Origin of the sequence: Paenibacillus sp. G2S3 (genome assembly GCF_030123105.1) — a bacterium.
In the GTDB taxonomy this organism is placed as follows: Bacteria; Bacillota; Bacilli; order Paenibacillales; family Paenibacillaceae; genus Paenibacillus_AQ.
Genome location: NZ_CP126095.1, coordinates 4,507,280 through 4,531,832, shown reverse-complemented (window position 1 = coordinate 4,531,832; position 24,553 = coordinate 4,507,280). Strand labels below are relative to the sequence as shown.

The window sequence follows — 24,553 nt, the reverse complement described above, 5'->3', positions numbered from 1 at the left end:
AGTTATTCATACTTAACAGGTAGGAATTATAGTTATTATTCTATTAGAGAGAAAAGGGAGATAGGTACATGAGAAAAAATGCGATTGTAATCACTTCATTACTGCTTACGGGTTCACTGTTACTTTCTGCTTGCGCTAACAACAGTAATAACGAATCCTCGTCCGCGAACAATGCGGCTGCGGGGTCCAATTCAACCAATGTGGAAGCAACAACTACACCAGAGACTGTTCCTGCGGGTGCGCTAAGCGAGCCTTTTACCGCAACCGATTTGTCCAAACTTCCAGCAGTTGCACAGAAACGTACAGACACCATTATCGTAGGGTTAACGGACCCGAGTGGAGCTTTTACTCCATATTTTCAGCAAAGTGGTTATGATGGCAATGTATCTTCACTGCTATATGCTTCACTAGTAACAGTAGACGATAAAGGCGTTCCGACACCGGAGCTTGCAGAGAGCTGGGATGTTTCGGATGATCAGCTTACATACACATTCCACTTGAGAAAAGATCTGAAATTCAGCGACGGCTCACCCTTGACAGCGGATGACGTAGCCTTTACTTGGACGATCCAATATGACAAATCGTATGACGGTAGCTCCCAGCTTCCATCACTAAATGTTAAAGGCGGCAAAGCCTATAAAGAAGGTACTTCTACAGCGATAGAAGGGATTAAAGTGATTGATCCACAGACGATTTCAGTGACGCTTGAGCAACCAAACGCAACAGCGCTGGTACAGCTCGGCTCGAATGTATTGTCGAAAGCTTACTATGGCAAGGACTATAAATTCGGAGATCTTGAATATATTAAAAAGCTTCATGAGAAGCCACTCGGGGATGGACCTTACAAGCTGGAGAAATTTATTCCGGGGCAAGAAGTGCGTTTTGTAGCGAATGAGAATTATTTCAAAGGTAAACCAAAGACGGAGCATTTCATTTATAAAACTACGGAAGGCGATGTATGGCAGTTCGTAGAAACGGGTGAGGTGGACTACGCTTCCTTTAGTGCGACAGAAGAGAATATCGAGAAGCTGAAAGCGCTCGGTTTTGTGAATATTATTCCTTACACTCCAAGCACCTACGGTTATCTGCAAGTCAATCTGAAGCATGAGCAGCTCAAGGATAAGCTTGTACGTCAAGCCATTGTGTACGGTCTGGATCGTCAGAGTATTTATGTAGACGCAGCACAAGGTGCAGGCTCCATTGCCAACATCCCGGCATCCCCTATCTCTTGGTCTTACACAGAGGAGGGCATTAATCCTTACAAATATGATCCGGAAAAAGCTAAACAATTGCTCGATGAAGCAGGCTGGACGGTAGGCGCTGGTGGTATCCGTGAAAAAGATGGCAAACCGCTTAGCATTCATTACCTCGGCTCTAAGAGCAAAAACACCGATATTTTCATCGCTGTAGCTAAAGAGAATTTTGAAGCACTGGGTATCGATTTCCAGCCGGAGGTATTCGCAGACTTTAACTCTCTGGTATCTAAGGTAGAAGGTGGGGACTACGACCTCGTATCCTTCTCCACTAGTATGTTGACTGATCCGGCTGATGGGTTCATGCAGTTCTTCGATGGAGAAATCACTGATTATGACAATCCGAAATTCCTGGAGCTATACAATAAAGCCTTAGCTACTACTGATATTGAAGCCCGCAAAGCGGTATACAAAGAGCTGTACCAGCTCTTCAATGATGAACTGCCTATTATTTTCACAAGTTACAAAAAGACTGTATACGCCTATAACGGACGTATTGAGAATCTATCGGTTAGCCCGTTCATTGGGCTTGCTGGCAGTCTGCCAACTTGGAGCCTGAAATAAATAATCCAGTGTCCCCTGCTCAGATGGGCAGGGGACAAATCATAAGGAGTCTGTCATGAGTGCTTATTTATCGAAAAGACTGTTGTACATGGTCATTATCTTATTTGCGGCATCATTATTGATCTTCTGTCTATATGCATCAACCCCCGGGGACTTCATAACCGGAAATATCAAATTGACCGCTGAACGCAAAGCGGAGCTGCGTGAGATCTACGGCTTAAACAAGCCGATGCTTGAGCGGTATGGAATCTGGATGAAGAATGCGCTGCATGGCGATTTCGGTTACTCCTTAGCCCAACAGAAGCCTGTGCTGCAGCTTTTTAATGATTATATTTGGAATTCCTTTTTGCTGGCTGCCGTTTCCACGTTTCTGACGTGGGTGATTGCAGTTATTATTGGTGTGATTTCAGCCTATAAGCAATATTCATGGTTCGATACACTCGTGATGATCGCTATATTCGCAGCAATGTCGCTGCCGTCATTTTTTATAGGCTTATTCCTGATCAAAATCCTGGCCGTCGATCTCAAGTGGCTGCCCCCGGGTGGAATAATCACTACAGGTAGTAATGCTACGGGTCTCGCGTACTTTAAGGAGATCGTAATGCATATGACCCTTCCGGTTGTGGTTATGACCCTCCTTGGATTAGGCTCGCTCACCCGTTATTTCCGTAGCAATATGATCGATGTCTTAAAGCAGGATTATATCCGCACCGCCCGTGCCAAAGGCCTAAGGGAGCGTAAGGTACTCTTTACACATGCCCTGCGAAATGCCTTATTGCCTGCGATTACCCTGGTTGGCTTCGAGCTTCCAGCACTATTTGGCGGATCACTTATTATTGAGAAAATATTCAATTGGCCTGGGATTGGCCAGCTGTATATGCAGTCCTTCGGACTTAGGGATTATCCCTTGCTGATGGGCTTTACGATGTTTATTGCCATACTTACCGTCATAGGAACGTTGCTTTCGGATGTTTTGTACCGGATTGCCGATCCTAGAGTTCGGCTATAGAGAGGAGGAAGCTGACGTGGCAGTTCAAAGTAATGTAGCGGGAATCTCCAAGCCCCAGACCACCAAAGGAAAATCCTCTTTATTCCGGCAATCCCTACGGAGATTGTTAAAGAACAAACTGGCGGTATCCGGATTTGTGGTAGTGATCTTTATGTTTGCGCTTTGTTTTATAGGCCCGCTGTTCTCACCCTATACGGATAACAAAATTAATATGGCACTGATGAACAAGGCACCTAATATGAAGCATTGGCTTGGCACTGACGCGCTGGGCAGAGATATTTTGACCCGGGTGATGCAGGCAGGACGAATTTCACTAACAGTAGGACTAGCATCAATGGTTCTTTCGGTGTTTATCGGGGCTCTTTTGGGAGCCATAGCTGGCTATTACCGCGGAATCGCCGATCAAATCATCATGCGAGTTGCGGATCTTTTATTGACCGTTCCGAGTCTGCCGCTGCTCTTTATTTTTGGAGCGTTATTATCGGAGTGGAAGATTCCAACGGATTACCGGATGTATATCGTTATGCTTATGCTCAGTATTGTGAGCTGGCCGGGTATGGCACGTATGGTACGAGGGCAAATGCTTAGTCTGCGAGAACGTGAGTTTATGCAAGCAGCTGTAGTATTAGGCCTTCGCGATCGGCGTAAATTGTTCAACCATTTGCTGCCGAACATTGTCCCGCTGCTGATCGTTATGGCAACGCTCAACATCGGTGGCGCTATATTGAGTGAATCGGTTCTTAGCTTCTTTGGACTAGGTGTTATGCCGCCAACGCCAACCTGGGGCAATATGATTGATGCAGCGAATAATATGATCGATTTTAAGGATCGTCCGTGGCTGTGGATTCCGCCAGGGCTGTCCATCTTCGCGACAGTAATCGCGATCAATATCTTTGGTGACGGACTCCGGGACGTACTTGATCCTAAACAGAAGAGGTAGGTGACCCTCACATGAGTGATTTAATGAATATAGACGGTCTAAGTACATACTTCTTCACGGAAGAAGGAAAAGTGAAAGCCGTTGATGATGTAAGCTTCCGTGTTCGTGAAGGAGAGACGGTCTGTATCGTCGGAGAATCGGGCTGCGGCAAAAGCGTGACCGCGATGTCCATCATGGGTCTTGTTGAAGAGCCAGGGGGCAAGGTAACCCATGGCAAAATTGATTTTCAGGGTGAAGATTTGTTGCAAATGGACAAAAATACACTGCGAGCCATCCGTGGTAACGAGATCGCGATGATCTTCCAGGAGCCCATGTCCTCCCTTAATCCTGTAATTAAGATCGGTGAACAAATTATGGAGCCGTTGATCGTGCATTTGAAGATGAATAAGAAGCAGGCGCGTATCCGGGCGATTGAACTAATAAAACAGGTAGGCATATCACGACCTGAGCAAATTGCTGATAGTTATCCACATGAATTAAGTGGAGGGATGCTGCAGCGGATTATGATCGCTATTGCTATCGCCTGCAGTCCAAAGTTATTGATTGCAGATGAGCCGACAACAGCGCTGGATGTAACGATTCAAGCACAGATTCTGGATATGCTTCGTGAAATTAAAGACAGCTCCGGCATGTCTATTTTATTAATCACCCATGATCTGGGTGTAGTCGCGGAGATGGCCGATTACGTGATTGTTATGTACTCCGGAAAGATTGTGGAGGAGGGGGAGGTTGTTGAATTGTTCAACAATCCCAAACACCCTTATACGAAAGGGCTGCTCAAATCGAAGCCAGTTATTAATCAGCGACAGGATGAGCTGTATTCCATACCTGGCCAAGTGCCAAATCCGCTAGAGCTGGTACCCTCTTGTTATTTTCATGACCGCTGTGAGCATTGCATGCCTGTATGTGTCAGCCAGCAGCCCCAGCTTAAAGAAGTAGCCAGCAGACAAAAGGTAGCTTGCTGGTTGTATGAGGAGGCGGTTGTTCATGCCTGAGGCATTGCTTGAGGTCAATCATTTGAAAAAATACTTCCCTGTTACTAAGGGATTGCTTAACCGCACGGTTGGGCATGTAAAAGCTGTTGACGATATTAGCATCACACTTCAGCCAGGGGAGACGTTTGGGCTTGTAGGGGAATCCGGGAGCGGCAAGAGTACGGTCGGACGGACGATTTTACGGCTAACGGATAAAACGGCAGGTGAGATCAAATTCAAAGGGATAGACATTCATTCCTTGTCTCCTTCTGAATTGCGAAATATCAGACCCCAAATGCAGCTAATCTTTCAAGACCCATATAGCTCACTTAACCCTAGGGTTCGCATAGGTGATGCTATCGGAGAAGCTTTACTGGATCATGGGTTATGCTCAAAATCAGAGGTTCGTGATCGGGTGCTCGAGGCGCTTGAGGCATGTGGTCTATCCTCTTATCATATTGATCGCTTCCCGCATGAATTCTCAGGAGGACAGCGGCAACGGATCGGAATCGCGCGAGCGCTTGTGCTGAATCCTGAGCTAATCATTGCAGACGAGCCAGTCTCGGCCTTGGATGTGTCCATCCAAGCACAGATTATTAATTTATTCAGTAAGCTGCAGCAGAGCCGTGGTCTAACCTATTTGTTCATCTCCCATGATTTGAGTGTGGTTGAGCATTTATGTTCAAGAATTGGCGTTATGTATCTGGGATCTATGATGGAGACGGCTTCTAGAGATGAATTATTTAAGAATCCGCTCCATCCGTATACCAAGGCATTGTTATCAGCTGTTCCAATACCTATTCCAAAGCTGAAAAGGGAAAGAATTGTCCTTAAGGGGGATATCCCAAGTCCGGTGAACCCGCCTTCCGGTTGTAAATTTCATACCCGCTGCCCCTATGCACAAGAGGTTTGCAGGTCTGAAATCCCGGTATTCCGTGATGCCGGAAATAACCATTTTGTAGCTTGTCATTTAGTCTAATAGCTGTCAAAGATATAATGACGATTCGCTCCTAAGTCTTGAATAATTAATGTTGAATTGTATAATAATACAATTTGACCTTATTTTTGCCTGAGCACAAAAAGTCTTAAAGGGTTTCGAAGCCAGGTTAATGGGGTAATAGAGAGTGGTTAGGTTAGACGTACATATCTAATCGGTCTAGTATAAAATCCCTACTTAGGAGGAATCATCGTGAATACAACAGTACGTTTGACAGAAAGATCCGGCTCGACTTCTTCACAGCGCAGAAAAGGCTTTGTACCGGTAGTCGTGTACGGTGCAGGTTCAGATAGCCAGTCCTTTACAGCGGATGTTAAGACAATTACCGGGATTTTGGCTAATAACCCTCGGGCAGTATTAACCTTGGAATTACCAGACTCGGGTAAAAAGAACGTTGTCATCCAAGAAATTCAGCGCCAGCCAGTATCCAAACAACTGCTGCATATTGATTTTCAACAGATAGACATGAAAGCTAAATTGGATACGAAAGTAGCATTCCACTTTACAGGTGATCCAGTAGGTGTGAAGAGTGGCGGCGTGCAGCAAATTGAATTGCATGAGCTAGATATTCGCACACTTCCAGATAAATTAACGGCATCCTTTGAAGTGGATATCAGTGGACTAGATATTGGTGATCAATTGCTGGTGTCCGATCTGCCGAAGCATGAAGGCTGGGAAATATTGACGCCTGAGGACACTTTAATTGTTCGTATTGCTCCTCCAGCAGCTCAAGAGCCAACCGATGAAGATGCTGCTGAACCAGCTGCAGTTGAAGCTTCTGGTGAAGATAAAGCAGAATAGAATAGTGATTAAATCATAAAGAGCAGATAGAATCCTTCCCAAGGAGCTGTCTGCTCTTTTTGTTTTGTCTTCGTGAACACGAATTAATAAAATAACTGCGGTCTTTCGTATAGTTTCTTAAATGGGATTTATGGTTGTTTCGCCTCATTTAGTTAAAATTTTACAGAAAATCGTTGACGAATAGGCTGCGAAGGATGAAAATGAGGACAATTACCATGGTAAAGATTTCAAAAGTTCCTGTTGTCGCTGTTTGAAAACGCTTTAGTATTATGCTTCAAAGAACTCTCATTGCCCAGTTCATCATGATTATGAGGAGGAAAGTTATGAAGATGAGGAAGCTGTTTTCGATCTTAATGACAAGTCTGTTGGTGCTTGGGGTAGCTCTTCCTTTTGGTGGAAAAGCGAGTGCAGATGCCACAAGTGATGCTTCAAATCGTGCTTTAGTCTGGCTGAAGGCCCAGCAGGATGCAACGGCGGGATATGCTTTTGAAGGCTTGGTAGATAGCTTTGAGGATTTCTGGGGACCCAACAACCCCAAACAGATTGTATATACGTATGATCAAGCTGTTGCAGCTATTGCCTTTATTGTAAAAGGTGAACGGACACGGGCAGAGCAAGTGTTGAACAAAATGCGAGACATTCAGGACCCTTCAGGCTTCTGGCTGAATTCTTATTGGTATAACAATGGCTTCGGAGAAGAAATTCGTAAACATGTGGGGCCGGTTGTATGGATGGCAATGGCAGCTATGGCTTATGAAAAGCAATACAATGACACGCGATATCGTCCGATGGCGCTCAAAGCGCTCGATTGGAGCTTACAGTATAAAAAAGCAAATGGCAGTATCGCAGGAGGATGGAGTGCTTGGAGTAACTCCGATGAGCCTTGGAGCTCTACCGAGCATAATATCGATATTTATCGGGTGCTACAGTATTATGCTTCGGTGGATTCCTCTAAGGCTGCCACATACAATAGCGCAGCTACTGGAGTCAAAACCTTCCTGGATAATTATGTGTGGGATGACAGCGTCAAACGCTTCAAGGGAGGCTGGAAAAACGATACGAATCTGATTGACCCTAAAATTCCATTGGACGTGAATCCATGGGGAGTACTGGCTTTAGGAGTATCCGGAACGCATAACTATGGAGCAAGCTTAGCCTATGTTGAAAATGCATCCGGCACCCCAGGTACACTCGCGAATCCGCGTTATAAGCAGACACTTACTTACAATGATGCAGGAAATACACTCACCGGTTATGATTTTGACTGGACCGACGAAGTTTTGCCAGCGTATGACGATAATGGGAATCAAATTGGCAATACGGGTGCTGATGTATGGTTTGAAGGAAGCGCATTTATGTCGCTCGCCTACTATATGCAAGGCAATGTATCCAAAGCAGATGCCATTAACACTGAAATTATTAAAAAGCAAGGCACAAGCGGTGCTTCGCTTGGGGGAATCCCGTACTCGCTTAAAGGTACCAGCAACAGCTATTGGGTGATGGCGCAGCAAAACTGCGTGTCCAGCACGGGTTGGTTAATTCTATCCCTGCATCGATTTAACCCATTCACCGGGCAATACTTGACGGGTGGTGGTAATACTGGAGATACTACAGCACCTACTACACCTGCTAATCTGACAGTAACCAGCAAGACGGATACAGCAGTTAACCTGAGCTGGTCTGCTTCAACTGATAATGTTGGCGTTACAGGATATCTCGTTTATCGCGGAACACAGCAGGTAGCCTCTGTGGCGGGAACTACAGCTACTGTTAGTGGACTTACTCCGAGCACAGCCTATACGTTTACAGTAAAAGCTACGGATGCAGCGGGTAACCTATCATCCGCTAGTAATGCCGCAACGGTTACTACTAATCCCACTGGAGGCAGCGGAGGCGGTGATCATGTGACGGCTGACTTTACAGCAGGGGTAACGAGACTTTCTTCGACAGAAGCGAGCATTTATATTACACCTGTAACCAGTGCTCTATATGTAGATGTGCATTATAAGGTTAACGGGGGATCACAGCTTAATTACCGGATGACCAACAGCTCAGGTACATGGAAGCAGACAGTGAGTGGATTAAGTGCTGGCAGCAGTATTGAGTACTGGTTCACTTATGAGAAATCCGGTCCACAATATGATTCAGCGCATTATACCTATGTGCAGTAAGGTTCATGAAAGACTTGAACGTTAAGATTTGTAGATAGGCAAGTAAAATAAAGAAGGCTGTCCCAGATGCCATAGTATTGGCTAGGGAGGGCTTTCTTTTCTTTGTTTTTGCATTCATACCGATTAGAAGCGTAAACTGAATACTAGATTATGGATATACACTATAGTTCTTTGGAGGTCTTTTATATGCTACGTCTATTTCAGAGGAATAAGATTCGGCAAGTTGAAGAACTGGAAGGAGACTGGGATTTTCAGCCGATAGAAGCGGAAGCAGGATTGCCTTCTTTTTACGAATATCGTATGCCTGTGCCGGGCTGCTGGGAATTGCACCCTCAGTTCTCCACCTACCAAGGAAAAGGCGCGTATCGGACTACTTTTAAGCTGGGAAATGAGTGTAACATTCGTCTAGTGTTCAAAGGAATAAGTCATACAGGAGAAGTGTTCTTAAATGGAGTGAAAATCGGTAGTCATTACAATGCGTACACACCGTTTGAACTAATCGTTCCTTCCGTAGCACCCGGTGAACATGAGTTGGCGGTCATCGTAGATAATACTTTTAATGAGTCCTCAGCTCTGCATGTTCCCAATGATTATTATACCTATGGTGGGATTATCCGTCCTGTAGCCATTGAAAAGATTCCGAATACTCTGATCGATCGGATAGAATTCGTACCTACTTACGCTGACCATAAATGGAGTGCAAAGATTAAAGCATATGTTAAAAATATTGAAAGTAAAGAAGTAGAAGTTCATATAAAAGGGAAGCTCGGAACAAGCGCTTTTGACCTAGGCACTTTGTTTATTCCTGCTGAATCCTCAGAGGCGCTTACGTCTACCCATACGTTTCCAGATGTGATCTCGTGGTCTGGAAAGGAGCCGCAGCTATACATGCTGGAGCTTAAGCTATTTATAAAGGATCAACAGGAGCCTCCTGTGGATGATCTGATTGAACGTGTAGGATTTCGTACCGTAACTACAGAACGTGGCGCGATTCAAATCAATGGAGAAGATATTGTTTTTAAAGGCTTCAACCGACATGAAGATCATCCCCTCGTTGGATCGGCGATTCCTTATCAGCTTATGGTTCAAGATATGGAACTGATGCTGGATATGGGAGGCAATGCTGTACGGACAAGCCATTATCCGAATGATGAGCGCTTCCTCGATTTATGTGATGAGAGAGGTGTTTACGTCTGGGAGGAGAATCATGCCCGTGGTCTTAGCATAGAACAGATGCGACATCCTTTATTTGCTAAGCAGTGTGAAGATTGTAACCAAGAGATGGTCGAGTCGCATTTTAATCATCCAAGTATTATTATCTGGGCAATTCTTAATGAGTGTGCCAGTGATTTACCGGAAGGAAAAGAGATGTATCGTACACAGCTTTTGCAGATTCGCAGGATGGATACATCCCGACCGCTTACCTTTGCTTCCCACCAGCGGGATAGAGAGCTTTGTTTTGATCTAGTGGATATCGTTTCCTTTAACCTCTATCCGCAGTGGTACGATGATTCCGACCCTATGGAGCTGTGTTTACAGGCACGGCAATGGGCAGATGCTGCGGGTGGTTTAGGTAAGCCAATGTTCATGAGCGAATTCGGCGCTGATGGGTATTATGGCTATCGTGATCCTAGTCGAGTTAAAGGAACTGAGGAGCGGCAAGCGGATATTGTAGAGCAGAATCTAAAAGCTTATACCTCACTTTCTTTCTTGTCAGGAATGTTTATATGGCAATTTTGCGATTGCCGAGTAACGGAAGGGCTAGGCTGGCTTTTGACACGAGCTGGAACACAGAACAGTAAAGGTATGGTAGACCGTTATCGCAGACCGAAGCTAGCGTACACAGTAGTTCAGCAATATTTTAATTAAAAGCTATGTTAAATCTAAAAGTTAGTCCTCATTGTGAAGCCATTCAGTTGTTTGTTTTGGGTAATTTGTAATCGCTGTTCTTGGTTGTGAAGTGAAGCAACAGCTATATCGTTGTAAGGAAAAACGTAAAATCCCATTCAGGATGGAGTGATGCTGTACGTGGAATGCTTAGGATGTAGAATCGCTAACGGTATTGAACCTGACTTGAATATTGTTTATGAAAATGAATTTATTACTTGTGTGCTTGATATTGCTCCTTTTAATGAAGGACATACTCTAATCCTCCCCAAAAAGCATTACTGTGATATCGAAGAGATGGAGTCAGAGACTGCTTATGCTATCATGGATGCTTCGAAAAAACTTTCAATTGCTTTGAAGAGCTTGTTTAAACCTGATGGTATAAGAATTTGTCAAGATGGAGGGAAATTTAACGACCTTACCCATTATCATATGCATCTTATTCCGAGGTACGAAGGCGATGGATTTATCTGGGGTGAACCATTACACCCACATGGTGCTGAAAAACGATTAAGCCAAAACAAAAAAAGATTCTGAAGACATTAAGTGAGGAAAAGAGAAGGAGTCGATAAAGACTCCTTCTCTTTTTGTCATAAATTAATATGTATAGCTTAAATCAAAGAATACAGTACGGGTAAAAGAGCGAAAATCCTCCTCTAGACGGAGGTTCGCTCTTTTCTGCTGTCGTAAAATCTTGGAGGGAAACTTTAATGCAATGATTTGCTGCAGAGGAGATTTAAGGGGGAGTGTTTTATTTACAACGTAACAGTGTTATGTTACGATGTTTTCAAGGAGTGATCGCATATGGAAGATGATTTGATTTCGAAGAAGCAACTGCTGGATTTAACCGGTATCTCATATGGGCAATTGTACCGCTGGAAAAGGAAACAGTTAATCCCCGAGGAATGGTTTATCCGGAAATCTACCTTTACTGGACAAGAGACTTTTTTTCCTAAAGAGATGATCTTGTCGCGAATTCACAACATTGTGAATATGAAAGAAGGGCTTTCTTTGGATGAAATGGCTGATAAGCTATCGGACAAGGCATCCTTTGAGAAGGTGAGTGTAACTGCTAAGGAAATTCTAGAACGTAACATTGTTTCGACAATAACACTGAGGAAATTTGGAAAAAGTCTTGGTGATGAAAGTATATATACTTTTGAAGGGCTCGTTCATTTATTCGCTGTAGACCGCCTGCTAAGTGCTGGGGAAATGAGTATGGAGGAGGCAGAGCTTCTGTTTCGCACTTTGGAGGAGAAAGTTTCAAGGCTCGAGAGTGGAAGCTGGGAGTTGTTTTTTGTCCGGAAAATGGGGGTTTCATCCTTCATTCTGGCACAAGCACCTGCGGAGTTATGGTTTGATGAAGGGGTTAGATTAGTCAGTAAAATGACATATGCAGATTTGATCGAACAATTGAAAGGTAAGCTTGCCTACAAGCTTGTTGAATAGGAGGAAGAGTAATGGACAAACATCAGCTGCCTGATTTGATAATAAACGGGGTTAGTGGTGGGGCCGGAGGTACTTACAACAACGTAAACATGGATGGTGTAGGTAAAGTAGTCGGACCGATTGTGGCGCGAATGTTTAAAGGAAATGGGCATATGAATTTGAATGATGATCTCGCAGCAGAAGAAGCAGAATGCAACGGGGTCATCAAAGTGATGGGTAATATGCGTTTTGGCACCCTAAAGGTGGGTGGGGTTCTTAATGTAGGTAAGAGTTTTCGAGGTGAAAGCTGTACCCTTAACGGAATGGTGAGTGTCAAAGGGGATTGTGAGCTTGAGGATTTCGTAGGTGAAGGTAGCTTTAGTGTTGGTGGTTTACTAAGTGCCGGTCATGTGGATTTCAAACTGCAGAGTCAAGGGAAGGCTAATGAAATTGGTGTGGAAAGCCTCGTGATACGGCAAGTGAATAATGGGTTTTGGAGTAAGATGTTTAGCGGAATCATCCCTAAACTTCGACCTGAGCTATGTGCTCGAACGATCGAGGGAGATTTTATAGATGTAGAATATACAACTGCGGATATTATCAGAGGGAATATTGTCATTATTGGCCCAGGCTGTACACTCGGACGGGTAGAGTATCGCGAACAAATTACAGTGCATCCTGAGGCTAAGGTTGGAAAGGTGGAGAAGGTCGGTGAATGATAATCTGAAAATAATTGGAACGACGTCTTCAGCCGGTGGTTCTTTTAAAGATGTTAAGATCACTGGAGAATGCAAATTCGCTGGAGATGTGAATTGCGAAAAGATGAGTCTGACTGGAAATGCCAATATAGCTGGAAATCTGCATATGAAGCAAATGAAAATTACTGGCGAAATTGCGCTCGAGGGTAGTCTTGAAGGAGATTCCTTACGTGGGCAGGGTGAAATAAAGGCAGCCTCCGTAAAAATCGATAAGCTACATCTCTACGGAAATCTGGATGTGAAGGGTGATTGTGAAGGGGAAAAACTGCAAATTTCTGGTGCCCTCAGCGTAGCTGGATTACTTAGTGCTGAGCATTTGGAGATTAAACTGTTTGGTCCAAGTAGCGCGAAGGAGGTCGGAGGCAGTATCTTAACCATCAAGAAGAGTAAAACTGGAAGATTGCTGCATATGATGAAGCCGAGTTCGAAAATATTGTTTGAAGCGGGGCTAATCGAAGGTGATGCTATTGAGCTGATCAGTACAAAGGCTAGTATGGTAAGGGGAGAACGAGTAATCATTGGCCCGGATTGTGAAATAGAAACGGTGGAATTCCGCGATACACTAGAAGTTCATAAGCATGCAACGGTGAAGCATCAAGTGAAGATATAAAGACAGCTGTATAATTTATTTAGAAAAAGAGGAGTGGAACATATGAGTGCTGCCAAATCGCCGAATCTGGGCATTGTTATCGCAGGTCTCCTATTAGGAATTCTGATGGCCTCCATGGACAGCACCATCGTTGCTACTGCAATGGGTAATATTGTTGGGGAGCTTGGCGGAATGGACAAATTTGTCTGGGTCACATCAGCCTATCTCGTAGCCGAGATGGCGGGTATGCCCATTTTCGGCAAGCTGTCTGATATGTATGGTCGCAAGAAGTTTTTTATTTTTGGAATTATCGTATTCATGGCGGGCTCGGCGCTCTGTGGAACAGCAGACACGATTACTCAGTTAGCTGTGTACCGGGCTATTCAGGGGATCGGTGGTGGTGCGCTGGTGCCGATCGCTTTTGCCATCATGTTCGACGCTGTACCGCTGGAAACTCGGGGTAAGCTCGGCGGGGCATTCGGCGCAGTATTTGGATTGTCGAGTATATTTGGTCCATTACTAGGGGCGTATATTACCGATCATATTGCTTGGCAGTGGGTATTTTATATTAACTTACCCCTTGGTTTGTTGGCTTTTGCGATGGTCGTATTCTTTTATAAAGAATCACATGAGCATTCTAAGCAGCCTATTGACTGGTTGGGAGCGGGTACACTGCTTGGTTCAGTCATTTGCTTAATGTTTGCGCTGGAGCTTGGCGGGAAAGAGTATGCTTGGGGTTCGTCCATGATTCTTGGTTTATTTGCAGCCTTTGCCATCCTTGTAGCTGTGTTTCTTTTTGTTGAAACTAGAGCGAAAGAACCGATTATTTCCTTTACTTTGTTTAAAAAAAGATTATACGCGGTGAGCATTATCTGTGCTCTATTTAGTGGTGCGGCTTTTATTGTGGCTTCTGTGTATATTCCGATCTTTATTCAAGGGGTATTGGGCGGATCAGCTACAAATTCAGGACTTGTACTGCTGCCAATGATGGTCGGCTCAGTGGTAACAGCTACGATGGGCGGATTTCTGATGTCAAAAACCAGTTACCGCAGCCTGCTAATTCCTACATTCGCACTTTTGGTGATCGGTACTGGACTTGTAGCGACACTTACGCCGGATGCTTCTCGACTGCTTGTTACTTTGTATATGATTTTAATTGGGCTAGGGATTGGCGCTTCATTCTCAGTGCTAAGTACGGCATCCATTCACGGACTGACCGCACAGCAACGCGGCTCTGCCAGCGCAACACTGAATTTCATTCGTTCATTGGGCATGACCATAGGCATTACTACCTTCGGTATCATACAAAGTCACTATTTCTCAGGCAGTCTTACCAAGCTACTCTCGTCTAGTGGTGGTGGAGAAGCTCCTGCGGGAGCTATGGATTTTAAAGACCCACATGCCTTGCTCTCACCGGAGACTAGGGCGCTTATTCCACCTGAAATTCTGAGTAAGATTACAGCTGGGTTATCTTCTTCTATTGTAAACACCTTTGCTTGGGCGGTAATTCCCGCAGCTTTAGCGTTATTAGCTTCGTTCTATATGGGACGTCAGAAGATGGATGCCTCTGCGGAGGGGAATGTTCAGGCGTCTGGGCATTAGGAAATGTGTGGACGTAGCGTTCGTTAAGTTGTAGCAATGTGTTGGTTCTGTAGGCAATTCAAATGAACCAGTTGAAAAAGTGACGAAGCAGCTTCTCAATAGAGAGGCTGTTTTTTGTTGTTATAAATCCCGTGTCCTGAGCATTCTAGTTTCTGCCGCGTTGATGTCTATGTAAGTATTTGTGTTCGGGAAATGGGATACGCGGGATGCGGATGCTGGAAGGGAAATGTGATGAACTTTACGAGAATCTATGAAGAACTTTACGAGAATCTATGGAGCGTTGCGGACCGTATTGCAGCTATTTTAGCTTTTTAGATCGTTTTATTAAAGTTACTGACTGTATAGCTCTTATTGCCATATATTTGCTTGTTATCAAGGTGATTTGAGGTGATTAGCTGCATCTGAGTCCGATAGCAAGGGAAAATGTCCTGAATCTTGGAAATAAGGGCAACTGAGTCCGATCCAAGGGATCTTAGCCGTCTGCTGACAGTCGAAGATAGGTAATATGCAGGGAAGGTCTCGATGTTCATAGATATCGGATGCTTCAGATGATTCAGATGATTCAGATGATTCAGGTGATTTAAGCCTATTCTAAGCAGATCTTGTGCTAGAGTAGGCTTTTTAATTTATGTCTAAAGGTATACCTGCCCTCCATCACTAGTCCCACAATACAAGTAGAAAATGGTCGATTATACTGCGAATTTGGTTCACAAGCATCTGACGATTCTCCTAAGAAGGCGTTCTGCTCTCTATCTCGCCGGAACCTCAGGTTCTGATACTCTGAAAGCGTAATCAAAATCTGGGTATAGGAGATTCCGATATGGGGGTACCTGCTGGCGAACTGCTTCCCAGCGTCGATCCGGTTCATCGATCCCGCTGGAAGATGAAGAACAAACATAAATTGTTCTTCATGGCTTTTCCTTTTCTTGTTGTCACTTTTATTTTCTATTATCTGCCGATCAGCGGATGGATTTATGCCTTTTATGATTTCATTCCTGGAATACCGTTGTCAGACACGCCTTACGTCGGGTTGAAATGGTTCAAGACGATTGTATCCAATCCGACACAGACCGCAGAGGTTCTGCGTGTGCTGAAGAACACGCTTGCCATGAGTTCACTCGGATTAATTACATCTATCTTTCCAGTGATTTTTGCCATTATGTTGACTGAGATTAAGTCAGGCTGGTATCGCAAGTTGGTGCAGACACTTACCACGATTCCAAACTTTATTAGCTGGATTCTGGTATATGCATTGGCATTCTCGTTGTTCTCTGTAGATAACGGTGTCATCACTCACATTCTGGTGCAGCTTGGAGTAGTAGATGAGGGATATAATTTCCTAGCTTCCAGCTCAAATATCTGGGTCACGATGATCGTATGGTACTGGTGGAAGTCGTTAGGCTGGGGTGCCATTCTCTATCTTGCTGCAATCGCAGGTATTGATCAGGAATTGTACGAAGCCGTTGAGGTGGATGGTGCAAGTCGGTTCCGCAAAATTTGGCATATCACCATTCCAGGTTTGATCCCAACTTTTTTTGTACTGCTGCTCCTCTCCATAGGTAATCTAGTCAATAACGGTATGGAGCAGTACTTTGCCTTTCAAAATGCGATGAATAAGGATTCCATTGAAGTGCTAGATCTTTATGTATACAACATCGCTTTCGCGAACAACTTTCCTTTTGCCACAGCCGTCAGCATGTTGAAATCGGTTGTCAGTGTAATTCTACTATTCGCAGCCAACACATTGTCTAAGATGGTGCGTGACGAATCTATCATTTAAGTCAGGGGTGATCCCATTTGAGAAAGAAAAAACTAACGGCTGGAGAACTTCTCTTCCAGATTATGATCTATACGCTCTTTGGATTATTCACCCTGTCATGCATCTACCCATTCTATTACTTGTTCATCAATACGATCAGCTCGAATGATCTTAGCGCAGCGGGTTATATCAAATTTTATCCAAGACAGATTCATTTTGATAACTATAGCAAGGTACTAAGAATCAGCGGTCTAGGACATGCGGCAACAGTCTCTGTTTATAGAACGGTTGTCGGGACGCTGCTTACTGTAGGGTCGTCAGCTTTTTTAGGATACTTGTTCACCAAAAAGGAAATGTGGGGCCGGAGTATTTGGTACCGGAGTGTCGTGGTTACGATGTATTTTAGCGCAGGGCTGATCCCTTGGTACATCACGATGCACAATTTGCATCTGACAAATAATTATCTGGCTTATATTTTGCCAACAATCATTACTCCTTTTAATATCATTTTGGTCAAAACCTTCGTCGAGGCTATCCCGCCCTCACTTGAGGAGTCGGCATCTATGGATGGTGCTGGTTACATGCGAGTGTTCTGGAGCATTATTGTACCGCTTACTACGCCAATTCTGGCTACGATTACGATTTTTTCCGCAGTGAATCAGTGGAACTCATTCATTGATACGGCGTTTCTGATGACAGAGACGAAGTACTTTACACTCCAGTTCTTGTTATGGCGTTATTTGAACGAGTCCAGCTCGCTCGCAGCTTTAATTCGTAATTCACCAGATATGGCCGCTAGTGTAGCGAATATGCAGACTCCAACCTCTGTACGGATGACCGTAACGATGATCGTCGTATTGCCGATTCTAATCGTGTACCCATTTTTCCAGCGCTTTTTCGTCAAAGGCATTATGATCGGGGCAGTTAAAGGCTAATGAGTTACCGGAACGGTAACGAGATGGGGTTTTCCTCTGCTACAAGCAGAGTTGAACTATAAGTGAAGAGTTGAAAAGGAGGGTATAAAGCAATGAGACTAAGAAGAGCATCGCTTGTCATGCTATCCGTAATCCTGGTCTTCGTTCTGGCAGCATGTGGCGGGGGGAATAATACGGCTAACTCAGGAAAAAACACGAGCACAGAAAAGCCCACGTCCGCTGCCACCAACGCGCCGGCGGAAGAAATAGCAGCACCTGATGATGGAGCACTTGATCATTCCAAGCCGCTGAAGCTGACCGTATTCTCAACAACGGCTAACTATGCAGGTCCACAAACCGGATGGTTTGCCAAAATCATCAAAGATAAGTTCAATATTGAGATGGACATTGTAGCTTCAAACCTGACAGGTGGAGATACTAAAATCTCTGCAATGATGGCTTCCGGAGATCTTGGGGATATCATTATCTTCGGTGATGACAAAAACCATTATCCAAATGCGATCAAAGGAAAGCTTCTCTTAGACTGGACACAAGACGGACTTCTGGACAAATACGGAAAAGACATTGCTAGTACGTTCCCAAAAGCGATTGAGAAAGCAAAGGTTGCTTTTGGCGGTGGATCATCAGTGTTTGGCATCGGGAACAATGTAGCCTCAAATCCCTCCGGACCTTCTGAAGGAAAAGACATGACTTGGGGGCCGGACCTGCGTTTTGATCTCTACCAACAAATCGGAGCACCTGAAATTTCAAAGATTGAAGATTATCTGCCTGTACTGAAAAAAATGCAAGAGCTTGAACCCAAAAATGAGCAAGGAAAGAAAACCTATGCCTTCTCGATGTGGTCTGACTGGGATGGCAACTATAAGATGACGCTGGCGAAACAGTTCGCCAACATGATGGGCTATGACGAAATTCCTGACACTGCTGTATATGTTAAAGCAGACGAAGAAAAGTATTATGACTTCTTATCCGAAGATAGCTGGTACATGAAGTCGCTGAAACTGTATTTTGAAGCTAACCAAATGGGTCTGGTGGATCCAGATTCTATGACTCAAAAATTCGACGATGTTGTAGCGAAATACAAAGATGGTCGTTTGCTATTCTCCTGGTTCCCATGGCTTGGAGCAGCTAACTATAATACACCGGAAAGAACAGCAGAAGGTAAAGGCTTTGCATTAGTTCCGTTCAAGGATGAGCTGATGTATTCTACTGGCTTCAATGTATATGGTGGTAACGGTATTATAGCCATCGGTGCAAAAGCTAAAGAACCTGCTAGAATTATGGAATTCATTAACTGGATGTACACTCCGGAAGGCGCAATGATCTCTGCAGGAAGCGGAACAGCGGTACCTAACGGACCTAAAGGTCTGACTTGGGATATGGATGCAAGCGGTAAACCTGTCGTGACTGACTTTGGTTGGAAGGCTTATGCCGATCAACAGAATACGCAAGTACCTGCTGAATTTGGTGGTGGTGACTACTACTACGGCTCCAATCAAATGAACTTCTCCTTTGTGGTTCCGGCGATGGTGAATCCAGACAACAAAGAGCCATACGATCACAATCTGTGGACGACAACCCTAGAGCGTAATCCGTCTAAGCTTGATAGTGACTGGAGAGCGAAGATGGGCGTTCTGACGCCTAAGGAGTATTTTGAGAAAAATAATCTATTGGCCGTCGCCCCACAAGGCTTCACTGGTAAAGAGCCATTGATGATGGACAAAACATTGGAGCAAAAGAATAAACAAATCGGCACGGTCATACAACAAATCTCTTGGAAAATGGTTTTTGCGAAAGATCAAGCCGAATATGACAAATTGAATAAAGAAATGCATGATAAGGTGAATGGTCTCGGCTATGCCGAAGTTATGGATTTCTCGATTAAAAAGGCAGAGGAACTGTTCGAGGCTCGTAAAAGTGTGAAATAAGGTGTGATTAGAAAAATATGAATAGGGTGGGGCGGCGTGGAGGCTGTTCTGCCCTATTCTATTCAATTAAGGATAAATGTGGTATTCTCACATTGATATATATAGAACGCTTACAGGAAGAAGGAAGAGGATCATTCGGATGGTAAGAGTACTCCGGCGTAATCATACCCCTGCTGTCAAATCCTTACGTAATACCTTATTCATCTATCTAGTTATCGGAACGCTACTTCCGCTTCTTTTAGTAGGATTCGTAACCTACACCTCTATTTACTCTATTCTTTCAGGGAAAATTGGCAATGGTATAAGTGCAAGCTTGAAACAGGAAGCCTCTAGCTTGGAGAATGCCATCGACAATATGGATTTTGCCTCTAAACAGTTTGCACTGGATGGTCAGATTGTGGAAGAAATGTCCTCTTTTATTCAAGAAAAACAAATTTATCGCAAATCACAAATGATGAACTCCATCAACCAGAAGATCAACCTCGTTAATTTCACGAATCCTTACATTGGACTTACAGCCTACATTATGCCAAGCAGTGATGATCCGGTTCTGTTCACGAATATGAGTGCGCGCAGAAATTTCGATATTAGTACGTTACCTTCTTTTATGCGATATAACGGGGCTGATTATTATGGGCCGCATTCTACGATGTATGCCGTCGGCGATAATCTCGTGTTCTCAGAGCAGCGCATTGTACGCGTACCAGGTGAGCATAAGCTATATATTTATTTAGAGACGAATTATAGCCTGCTCCGCAAAATATTTAATCAGGAATCTTACGGGATGAAGGTTAACCACCTACTTGTGAATCAACAGGGCTCTAGCACTTATGTCATTGATGGTAAATTGCCTCAAGGAATTATCAAAGCAGCAGGAAGCAACTCTAATCTATCACATGAAACACTTACCGGATATCATCTATTTCGATACGCTAGTCCACAGGGCTGGAAGCTTATTGCTGTAGTTAAAAAGTCGGAATTCAACAGTGAAATTTATGCCTGGTTCTTTAAAATGATCCTGCTCGCATTCTCGACACTACTCTTTGCCGGAGTTCTGGCTTGGATGATTTGGAAAAAGATTTATGGCCCTTTGCGCAAGGTTAACCTTGAAATTAATCGAATGGCGGAAAATGTTACCTCTCCAGTAGCTTACACGAATGTGGAAGAGTTTGATTTTGTGCTTAGTAACTTTCAGCAGATGAAGAAACAGGTGAATGAGCTGATTGTTGCGGTAGCTCATAATGAGAAGCAGAAAAGTCAATTCGAGATTGAAAAGCTACTTAGCCAGATCAATCCTCACTTTTTGCACAATACATTAAATACGGTGCAGTGGATGGCAAGGCTTAACGGTCAGAAGGAGATCGACAAGCTAGTCACTCTTCTTGTAAAGGTGCTGCATTATAATCTGGGCAAACAAAGCATCATTGTTACCCTTGGAGAGGAAATTGAAGCGATCCGAAACTATATGGAGCTGCAGCGCATCCGTTATGACTATGAATTCGAATTTAACGTGGAGGCTGATGAAGATGTATTGTCTGTGGCTGTCCCCAGATTCTTACTTCAACCTCTCGTTGAGAACTCGATTTATCATGGATTAAGCGATAATGGCAGGGTGGATGTTTTGATTACAGAACATGGCGAAGGAGAAGTTCAGCTATGTGTAAAAGACAACGGGGCTGGAATGGATGCAGATACGTTAGATCAATTGCTGTCAGAGGATGGCGCCAAGAAACGGGGGCTCGGAATCGGATTCTCGTACGTGAACCGGATGCTCAGAACCTACTATGGAGAACAAATGAAGTTAGAGATGTACAGCAAGACAGGGGAAGGTACGGTTGTATCTATCGTGATCCCGAGGAAAGGTAAGGAGGACTTCGATGATTAAGGCGGTAGTGGTTGATGACGAACGGCTTGTGCGGAAAGGCTTCATCTCTCTCATCGATTGGTCATCCTTAGGGGTTGTTATTGTTGGTGAGGCGGGAGATGGAAAATCTGCTTTGGAGCTACTTCAACAACAGGATGTGGATCTGCTATTTGTAGATTTGACTATGCCCGGCATTTCTGGGTTCGAGCTCATTAAACTAGTAAGGCAACGTTTCGCAGGTATTCGCTGTGTAGTGCTTACTTGCCATCATGAGTTTGACTATGTGCAGGAAGCTATGCGTTTAGGAGCCGTTGATTATATTGTCAAAACGCTGTTAGAGATGGAAAATGCGGATGAGACTATACGTCGCCTCGTTGATCGTATTAAATGGGAGGACAATACACGGGATGCGCTGGTTCATGGTGAAGGTAAAAGGATAGCTGCAGACAAGGCACTGCTTTATTTACCATTAAGCAATCACTGTAATGAAGAAGAGTTATTTCACCTATCCTTCGTGAAGAATAATCCGCTGATTACCTTTCATGAGATGTGGATGTCGCCTTTGCTTCATCGTTTCTCGGAAGAAGAAGCTAGGCGTGAGCTTAAGAACCAGCTTTCCGGGAGGTGGCAGACCGCGCTTATCAGTGGGTTAAGAGATCAGTCACTACAGGAATTGGAGGAGCAGCTCACCATGAAGCTTCGGCATATGCTCTTTTATCATTCTAGTGCTGAAGAACTGACCTCTCTGAATTATGAGGAACTAAAGAAGGGAATAGCGGTTCCCCATTTAAAACCGGATGAAGCTGATCTATTCGAGCAAGCTCGAAATCTCAAGTGGACGATTGATGGAAACGAATGGGAGAGTTTTGTAACGAACATACTCTTGCAGAAGCCAAGGCAGGATAGATTACTAACGTTCGCACATTCCCTTTTGCAAAGCTGGAGCTCTTTACTCTTGAAGCCTGAGGATGGAATTCAACTGGAACGGGATATTTCGTTTAATTTGAACTGGTGCCATTGGAAGACCTGGCTGCGCCGATTTTCTGATCATGTGGGACGGAGAATGCTCGAGCTAGGATTAACTAAAGAGGTGATGTCCTGCCTTATTCGCGCAGTTCGTTACATGCAGAGTCATGCAGGTGACAAAATCAATCAGAGCGACGTAGCGGCGGAAATTAACATGAGCCGTGGGTATTTCAGTCAATGTTTCGCTCGTTTTGCCGGGGAGACCTTCGGTGAATGTTTACGGGGAATGCGGCTTGAGTTGGCTAAATCATTATTGCTGGAGACTTCATTACCCGTCTGTGAGATTGCTTCAAGATCTGGCTTTGAAGATGACCGCTATTTCAGTAGACTGTTTAGGGAACGCATTGGTAAACTGCCGAGTGAATATCGTGCGGAGGGGAAGGGCCAATGATAAGACTGTGGAGATCCATCCTCCTAGTGGTAATGATGCTCGGACTTACATCTTGCCGTGACCAGAGCAAACCAGTCGATTCTACCAGAAGTCCTCAAGGAGAAGTAGAAGATGCTTCTATAGCGTATAGCAAATACGAAGATCCGATCGTGATCCGGGTGGGATTTAAGGTTCCCGATTCCAGGCTAAATACAGGTGATAGCAACGATAATAATCCCATTACCCGTTATTTGGAGAGTATTACGAATATCAAGGTGGTTCACTCTTGGGAGGCGAAGGGTGAAGATGCTTTTAATCAAAAAGTACAGCTTGCGATCGATAGCAATGATTTGCCGGATGCGATGGTTGTAGATCGAGATCAATTGAAGAAACTCATTGATAATGACATGATAGAAGACCTTACAGAAACCTATAAAGTATATGGTTCTGACTTAATTAAGGATATGTACAATTCTACTCAGGGTGAGGCATTATCCGATGCTTCCCGATACGGCAAATTATACGGATTACCTAATGTAGCCATTGATGCGGATTCTCCTGTTCTGCTCTGGGTGCGTCAGGATTGGCTGGATAAACTGGAGCTGCAGGCACCGCAAACCTTCGAAGATATTGAGAACATAGCGAAGGCTTTTATCGAGAAGGACCCCGATGGCAATGGAAAAAGAGATACGGTCGGACTTAGCGGCTACAAGAATATCATTTATGGAACGAAGCCATTAGTAAATGGTTTGGATGCTGTGTTTAGTGCATTGCATGCTTTTCCTACCAATTGGATCAAGGATAATGCTGGGAATATCGTATACGGCTCCATTACACCTGAGACCAAACAAGCGCTAGCCAAACTGGCTGATTGGTATAAAAGAGGGCTGCTGGACCCTAATTTTGCACTTTATAAAGAAACGCAAGAGCCTATTATTACAGGAAAATCAGGCATGTTCTTTGGCCCGTGGTGGATGCCATATTATCCTTTGTCAGAGGCGGTCGCGCTCGATACAAAGGCAGAATGGAGAGCATATGCAGCACCACTTGATGATTCTGGAAAGTTTGTTGCGCACCTGGCTCCGGTAACAGACCGTTATCTTGTTGTACGTAAAGGTTTTGAGCATCCAGAGGCCATTATGAAGCAGTTAAACGTGTTTACAAGACTTGAGAGAAGACAAGACCCTAATTCGGAGGAAGTTAAGAAGCTGGATGATTTCTCTGCGCAGACAGGAATTCAGCTGCGTGCGTATTATCCGTTTGACCTTCTAATTGATTATTCGGATGCAATAGAGAAACATTATGCAGATATCCAGCAAGCTTTGCATGGCAAAATAGACCCGGATACATTAAATCCAGATACCCGTCTCATCTATGATCAATGGGTGGAGGACACGGAACAACCAAAGAAAGATCTGGAAGGCTGGAAAGCAGCGAATGCATATAAATATGGAGTTGCCGTCTTAACCTCTACCGCTATTGAGGGAGTGCGAGGGGTCTTTTACGGAAACACCCTACTAATGAAGAGCAAATGGACGGAACTGCAAAATCTGGAGAGTGAAACATTTTTGAATATCATCGTGGGCGATTCACCACTTAGTGACTTTGACGTTTTTGTAGAGAAGTGGAAGAGCTTAGGTGGGGAAGCGATTACGAAAGAAGTTGCTGAGACCGTAAAATTGAAGTGAGTATGGGGAA

Annotated in this window: 19 protein-coding genes; all 19 read left to right on the top strand. The window is 44.2% G+C overall.

Features of this window, described 5'->3' with window-relative positions:
- Positions 1 to 68 precede the first annotated feature (68 nt).
- The 19 genes from QNH28_RS19890 to QNH28_RS19800 all read left to right on the top strand — a co-directional run bounded on the left by QNH28_RS19890 (position 69) and on the right by QNH28_RS19800 (position 24,543).
- Positions 69 to 1,817 carry an ABC transporter substrate-binding protein gene (locus QNH28_RS19890; RefSeq protein WP_283908226.1) on the top strand — a complete coding sequence of 583 codons (1,749 nt, stop codon included), beginning with the start codon at positions 69 to 71 and terminating at the stop codon, positions 1,815 to 1,817.
- Positions 1,818 to 1,872: 55 nt separating this feature from the next.
- Positions 1,873 to 2,826 (top strand): ABC transporter permease, encoded by a 954-nt coding sequence (locus QNH28_RS19885; protein ID WP_283908225.1) that lies wholly within the window; start codon positions 1,873 to 1,875, stop codon positions 2,824 to 2,826.
- A 16-nt stretch (positions 2,827 to 2,842) separates the two neighbouring features.
- On the top strand, positions 2,843 to 3,766 hold the full coding sequence (opp4C, locus tag QNH28_RS19880; protein ID WP_283908224.1) for an oligopeptide ABC transporter permease: 924 nt from the start codon (positions 2,843 to 2,845) through the stop codon (positions 3,764 to 3,766).
- An 11-nt stretch (positions 3,767 to 3,777) separates the two neighbouring features.
- The gene (locus tag QNH28_RS19875) at positions 3,778 to 4,761 is read left to right on the top strand and encodes an ABC transporter ATP-binding protein (protein ID WP_283908223.1); all 984 of its coding nucleotides are present in this window, start codon (positions 3,778 to 3,780) and stop codon (positions 4,759 to 4,761) included.
- A complete protein-coding gene (locus tag QNH28_RS19870; protein ID WP_283908222.1) occupies positions 4,754 to 5,719 on the top strand; it encodes an ABC transporter ATP-binding protein in 966 nt (321 codons plus the stop codon). Before QNH28_RS19875 ends, QNH28_RS19870 begins: the two co-directional genes overlap by 8 nt.
- A 210-nt stretch (positions 5,720 to 5,929) precedes the next feature.
- Positions 5,930 to 6,538, top strand: coding sequence for a 50S ribosomal protein L25 (locus tag QNH28_RS19865; protein ID WP_283908221.1), 609 nt, complete (start codon positions 5,930 to 5,932; stop codon positions 6,536 to 6,538).
- Between the two features lie 323 nt (positions 6,539 to 6,861).
- Complete coding sequence (locus QNH28_RS19860; protein WP_283908220.1) at positions 6,862 to 8,709, top strand: fibronectin type III domain-containing protein; 1,848 nt, start codon at positions 6,862 to 6,864, stop codon at positions 8,707 to 8,709.
- A 186-nt stretch (positions 8,710 to 8,895) separates the two neighbouring features.
- A complete protein-coding gene (locus tag QNH28_RS19855; RefSeq protein WP_283908219.1) occupies positions 8,896 to 10,578 on the top strand; it encodes a glycoside hydrolase family 2 protein in 1,683 nt (560 codons plus the stop codon).
- Positions 10,579 to 10,728: 150 nt separating this feature from the next.
- Positions 10,729 to 11,133 carry an HIT family protein gene (locus QNH28_RS19850; protein WP_283908218.1) on the top strand — a complete coding sequence of 135 codons (405 nt, stop codon included), beginning with the start codon at positions 10,729 to 10,731 and terminating at the stop codon, positions 11,131 to 11,133.
- A 267-nt stretch (positions 11,134 to 11,400) separates the two neighbouring features.
- Entirely contained in the window at positions 11,401 to 12,045 is a 645-nt protein-coding gene (locus QNH28_RS19845) for a YhbD family protein (RefSeq protein ID WP_283908217.1), read from the top strand.
- Positions 12,046 to 12,056: 11 nt separating this feature from the next.
- Positions 12,057 to 12,743, top strand: a complete 687-nt coding sequence (locus QNH28_RS19840) for a hypothetical protein (RefSeq protein ID WP_283908216.1) — start codon at positions 12,057 to 12,059, stop codon at positions 12,741 to 12,743.
- Positions 12,736 to 13,392, top strand: a complete 657-nt coding sequence (locus QNH28_RS19835) for a hypothetical protein (RefSeq protein ID WP_283908215.1) — start codon at positions 12,736 to 12,738, stop codon at positions 13,390 to 13,392. The genes QNH28_RS19840 and QNH28_RS19835 overlap by 8 nt, the downstream gene beginning before the upstream one ends.
- 42 nt (positions 13,393 to 13,434) lie before the next feature.
- Positions 13,435 to 14,973 carry an MFS transporter gene (locus QNH28_RS19830; RefSeq protein ID WP_283908214.1) on the top strand — a complete coding sequence of 513 codons (1,539 nt, stop codon included), beginning with the start codon at positions 13,435 to 13,437 and terminating at the stop codon, positions 14,971 to 14,973.
- Positions 14,974 to 15,793: 820 nt separating this feature from the next.
- On the top strand, positions 15,794 to 16,753 hold the full coding sequence (locus QNH28_RS19825; protein ID WP_042190003.1) for an ABC transporter permease: 960 nt from the start codon (positions 15,794 to 15,796) through the stop codon (positions 16,751 to 16,753).
- Positions 16,754 to 16,770: 17 nt separating this feature from the next.
- Entirely contained in the window at positions 16,771 to 17,667 is an 897-nt protein-coding gene (locus QNH28_RS19820) for a carbohydrate ABC transporter permease (RefSeq protein WP_283908213.1), read from the top strand.
- Positions 17,668 to 17,759: 92 nt separating this feature from the next.
- Positions 17,760 to 19,595, top strand: coding sequence for a type 2 periplasmic-binding domain-containing protein (locus QNH28_RS19815; protein WP_283908212.1), 1,836 nt, complete (start codon positions 17,760 to 17,762; stop codon positions 19,593 to 19,595).
- A gap of 139 nt (positions 19,596 to 19,734) precedes the next feature.
- Positions 19,735 to 21,480, top strand: coding sequence for a sensor histidine kinase (locus tag QNH28_RS19810; RefSeq protein ID WP_283908211.1), 1,746 nt, complete (start codon positions 19,735 to 19,737; stop codon positions 21,478 to 21,480).
- Positions 21,473 to 22,876, top strand: coding sequence for a response regulator transcription factor (locus tag QNH28_RS19805; protein WP_283908210.1), 1,404 nt, complete (start codon positions 21,473 to 21,475; stop codon positions 22,874 to 22,876). The genes QNH28_RS19810 and QNH28_RS19805 overlap by 8 nt, the downstream gene beginning before the upstream one ends.
- Positions 22,873 to 24,543 carry an extracellular solute-binding protein gene (locus tag QNH28_RS19800; RefSeq protein ID WP_283908209.1) on the top strand — a complete coding sequence of 557 codons (1,671 nt, stop codon included), beginning with the start codon at positions 22,873 to 22,875 and terminating at the stop codon, positions 24,541 to 24,543. The genes QNH28_RS19805 and QNH28_RS19800 overlap by 4 nt, the downstream gene beginning before the upstream one ends.
- The last annotated feature ends 10 nt before the right edge of the window (positions 24,544 to 24,553 follow it).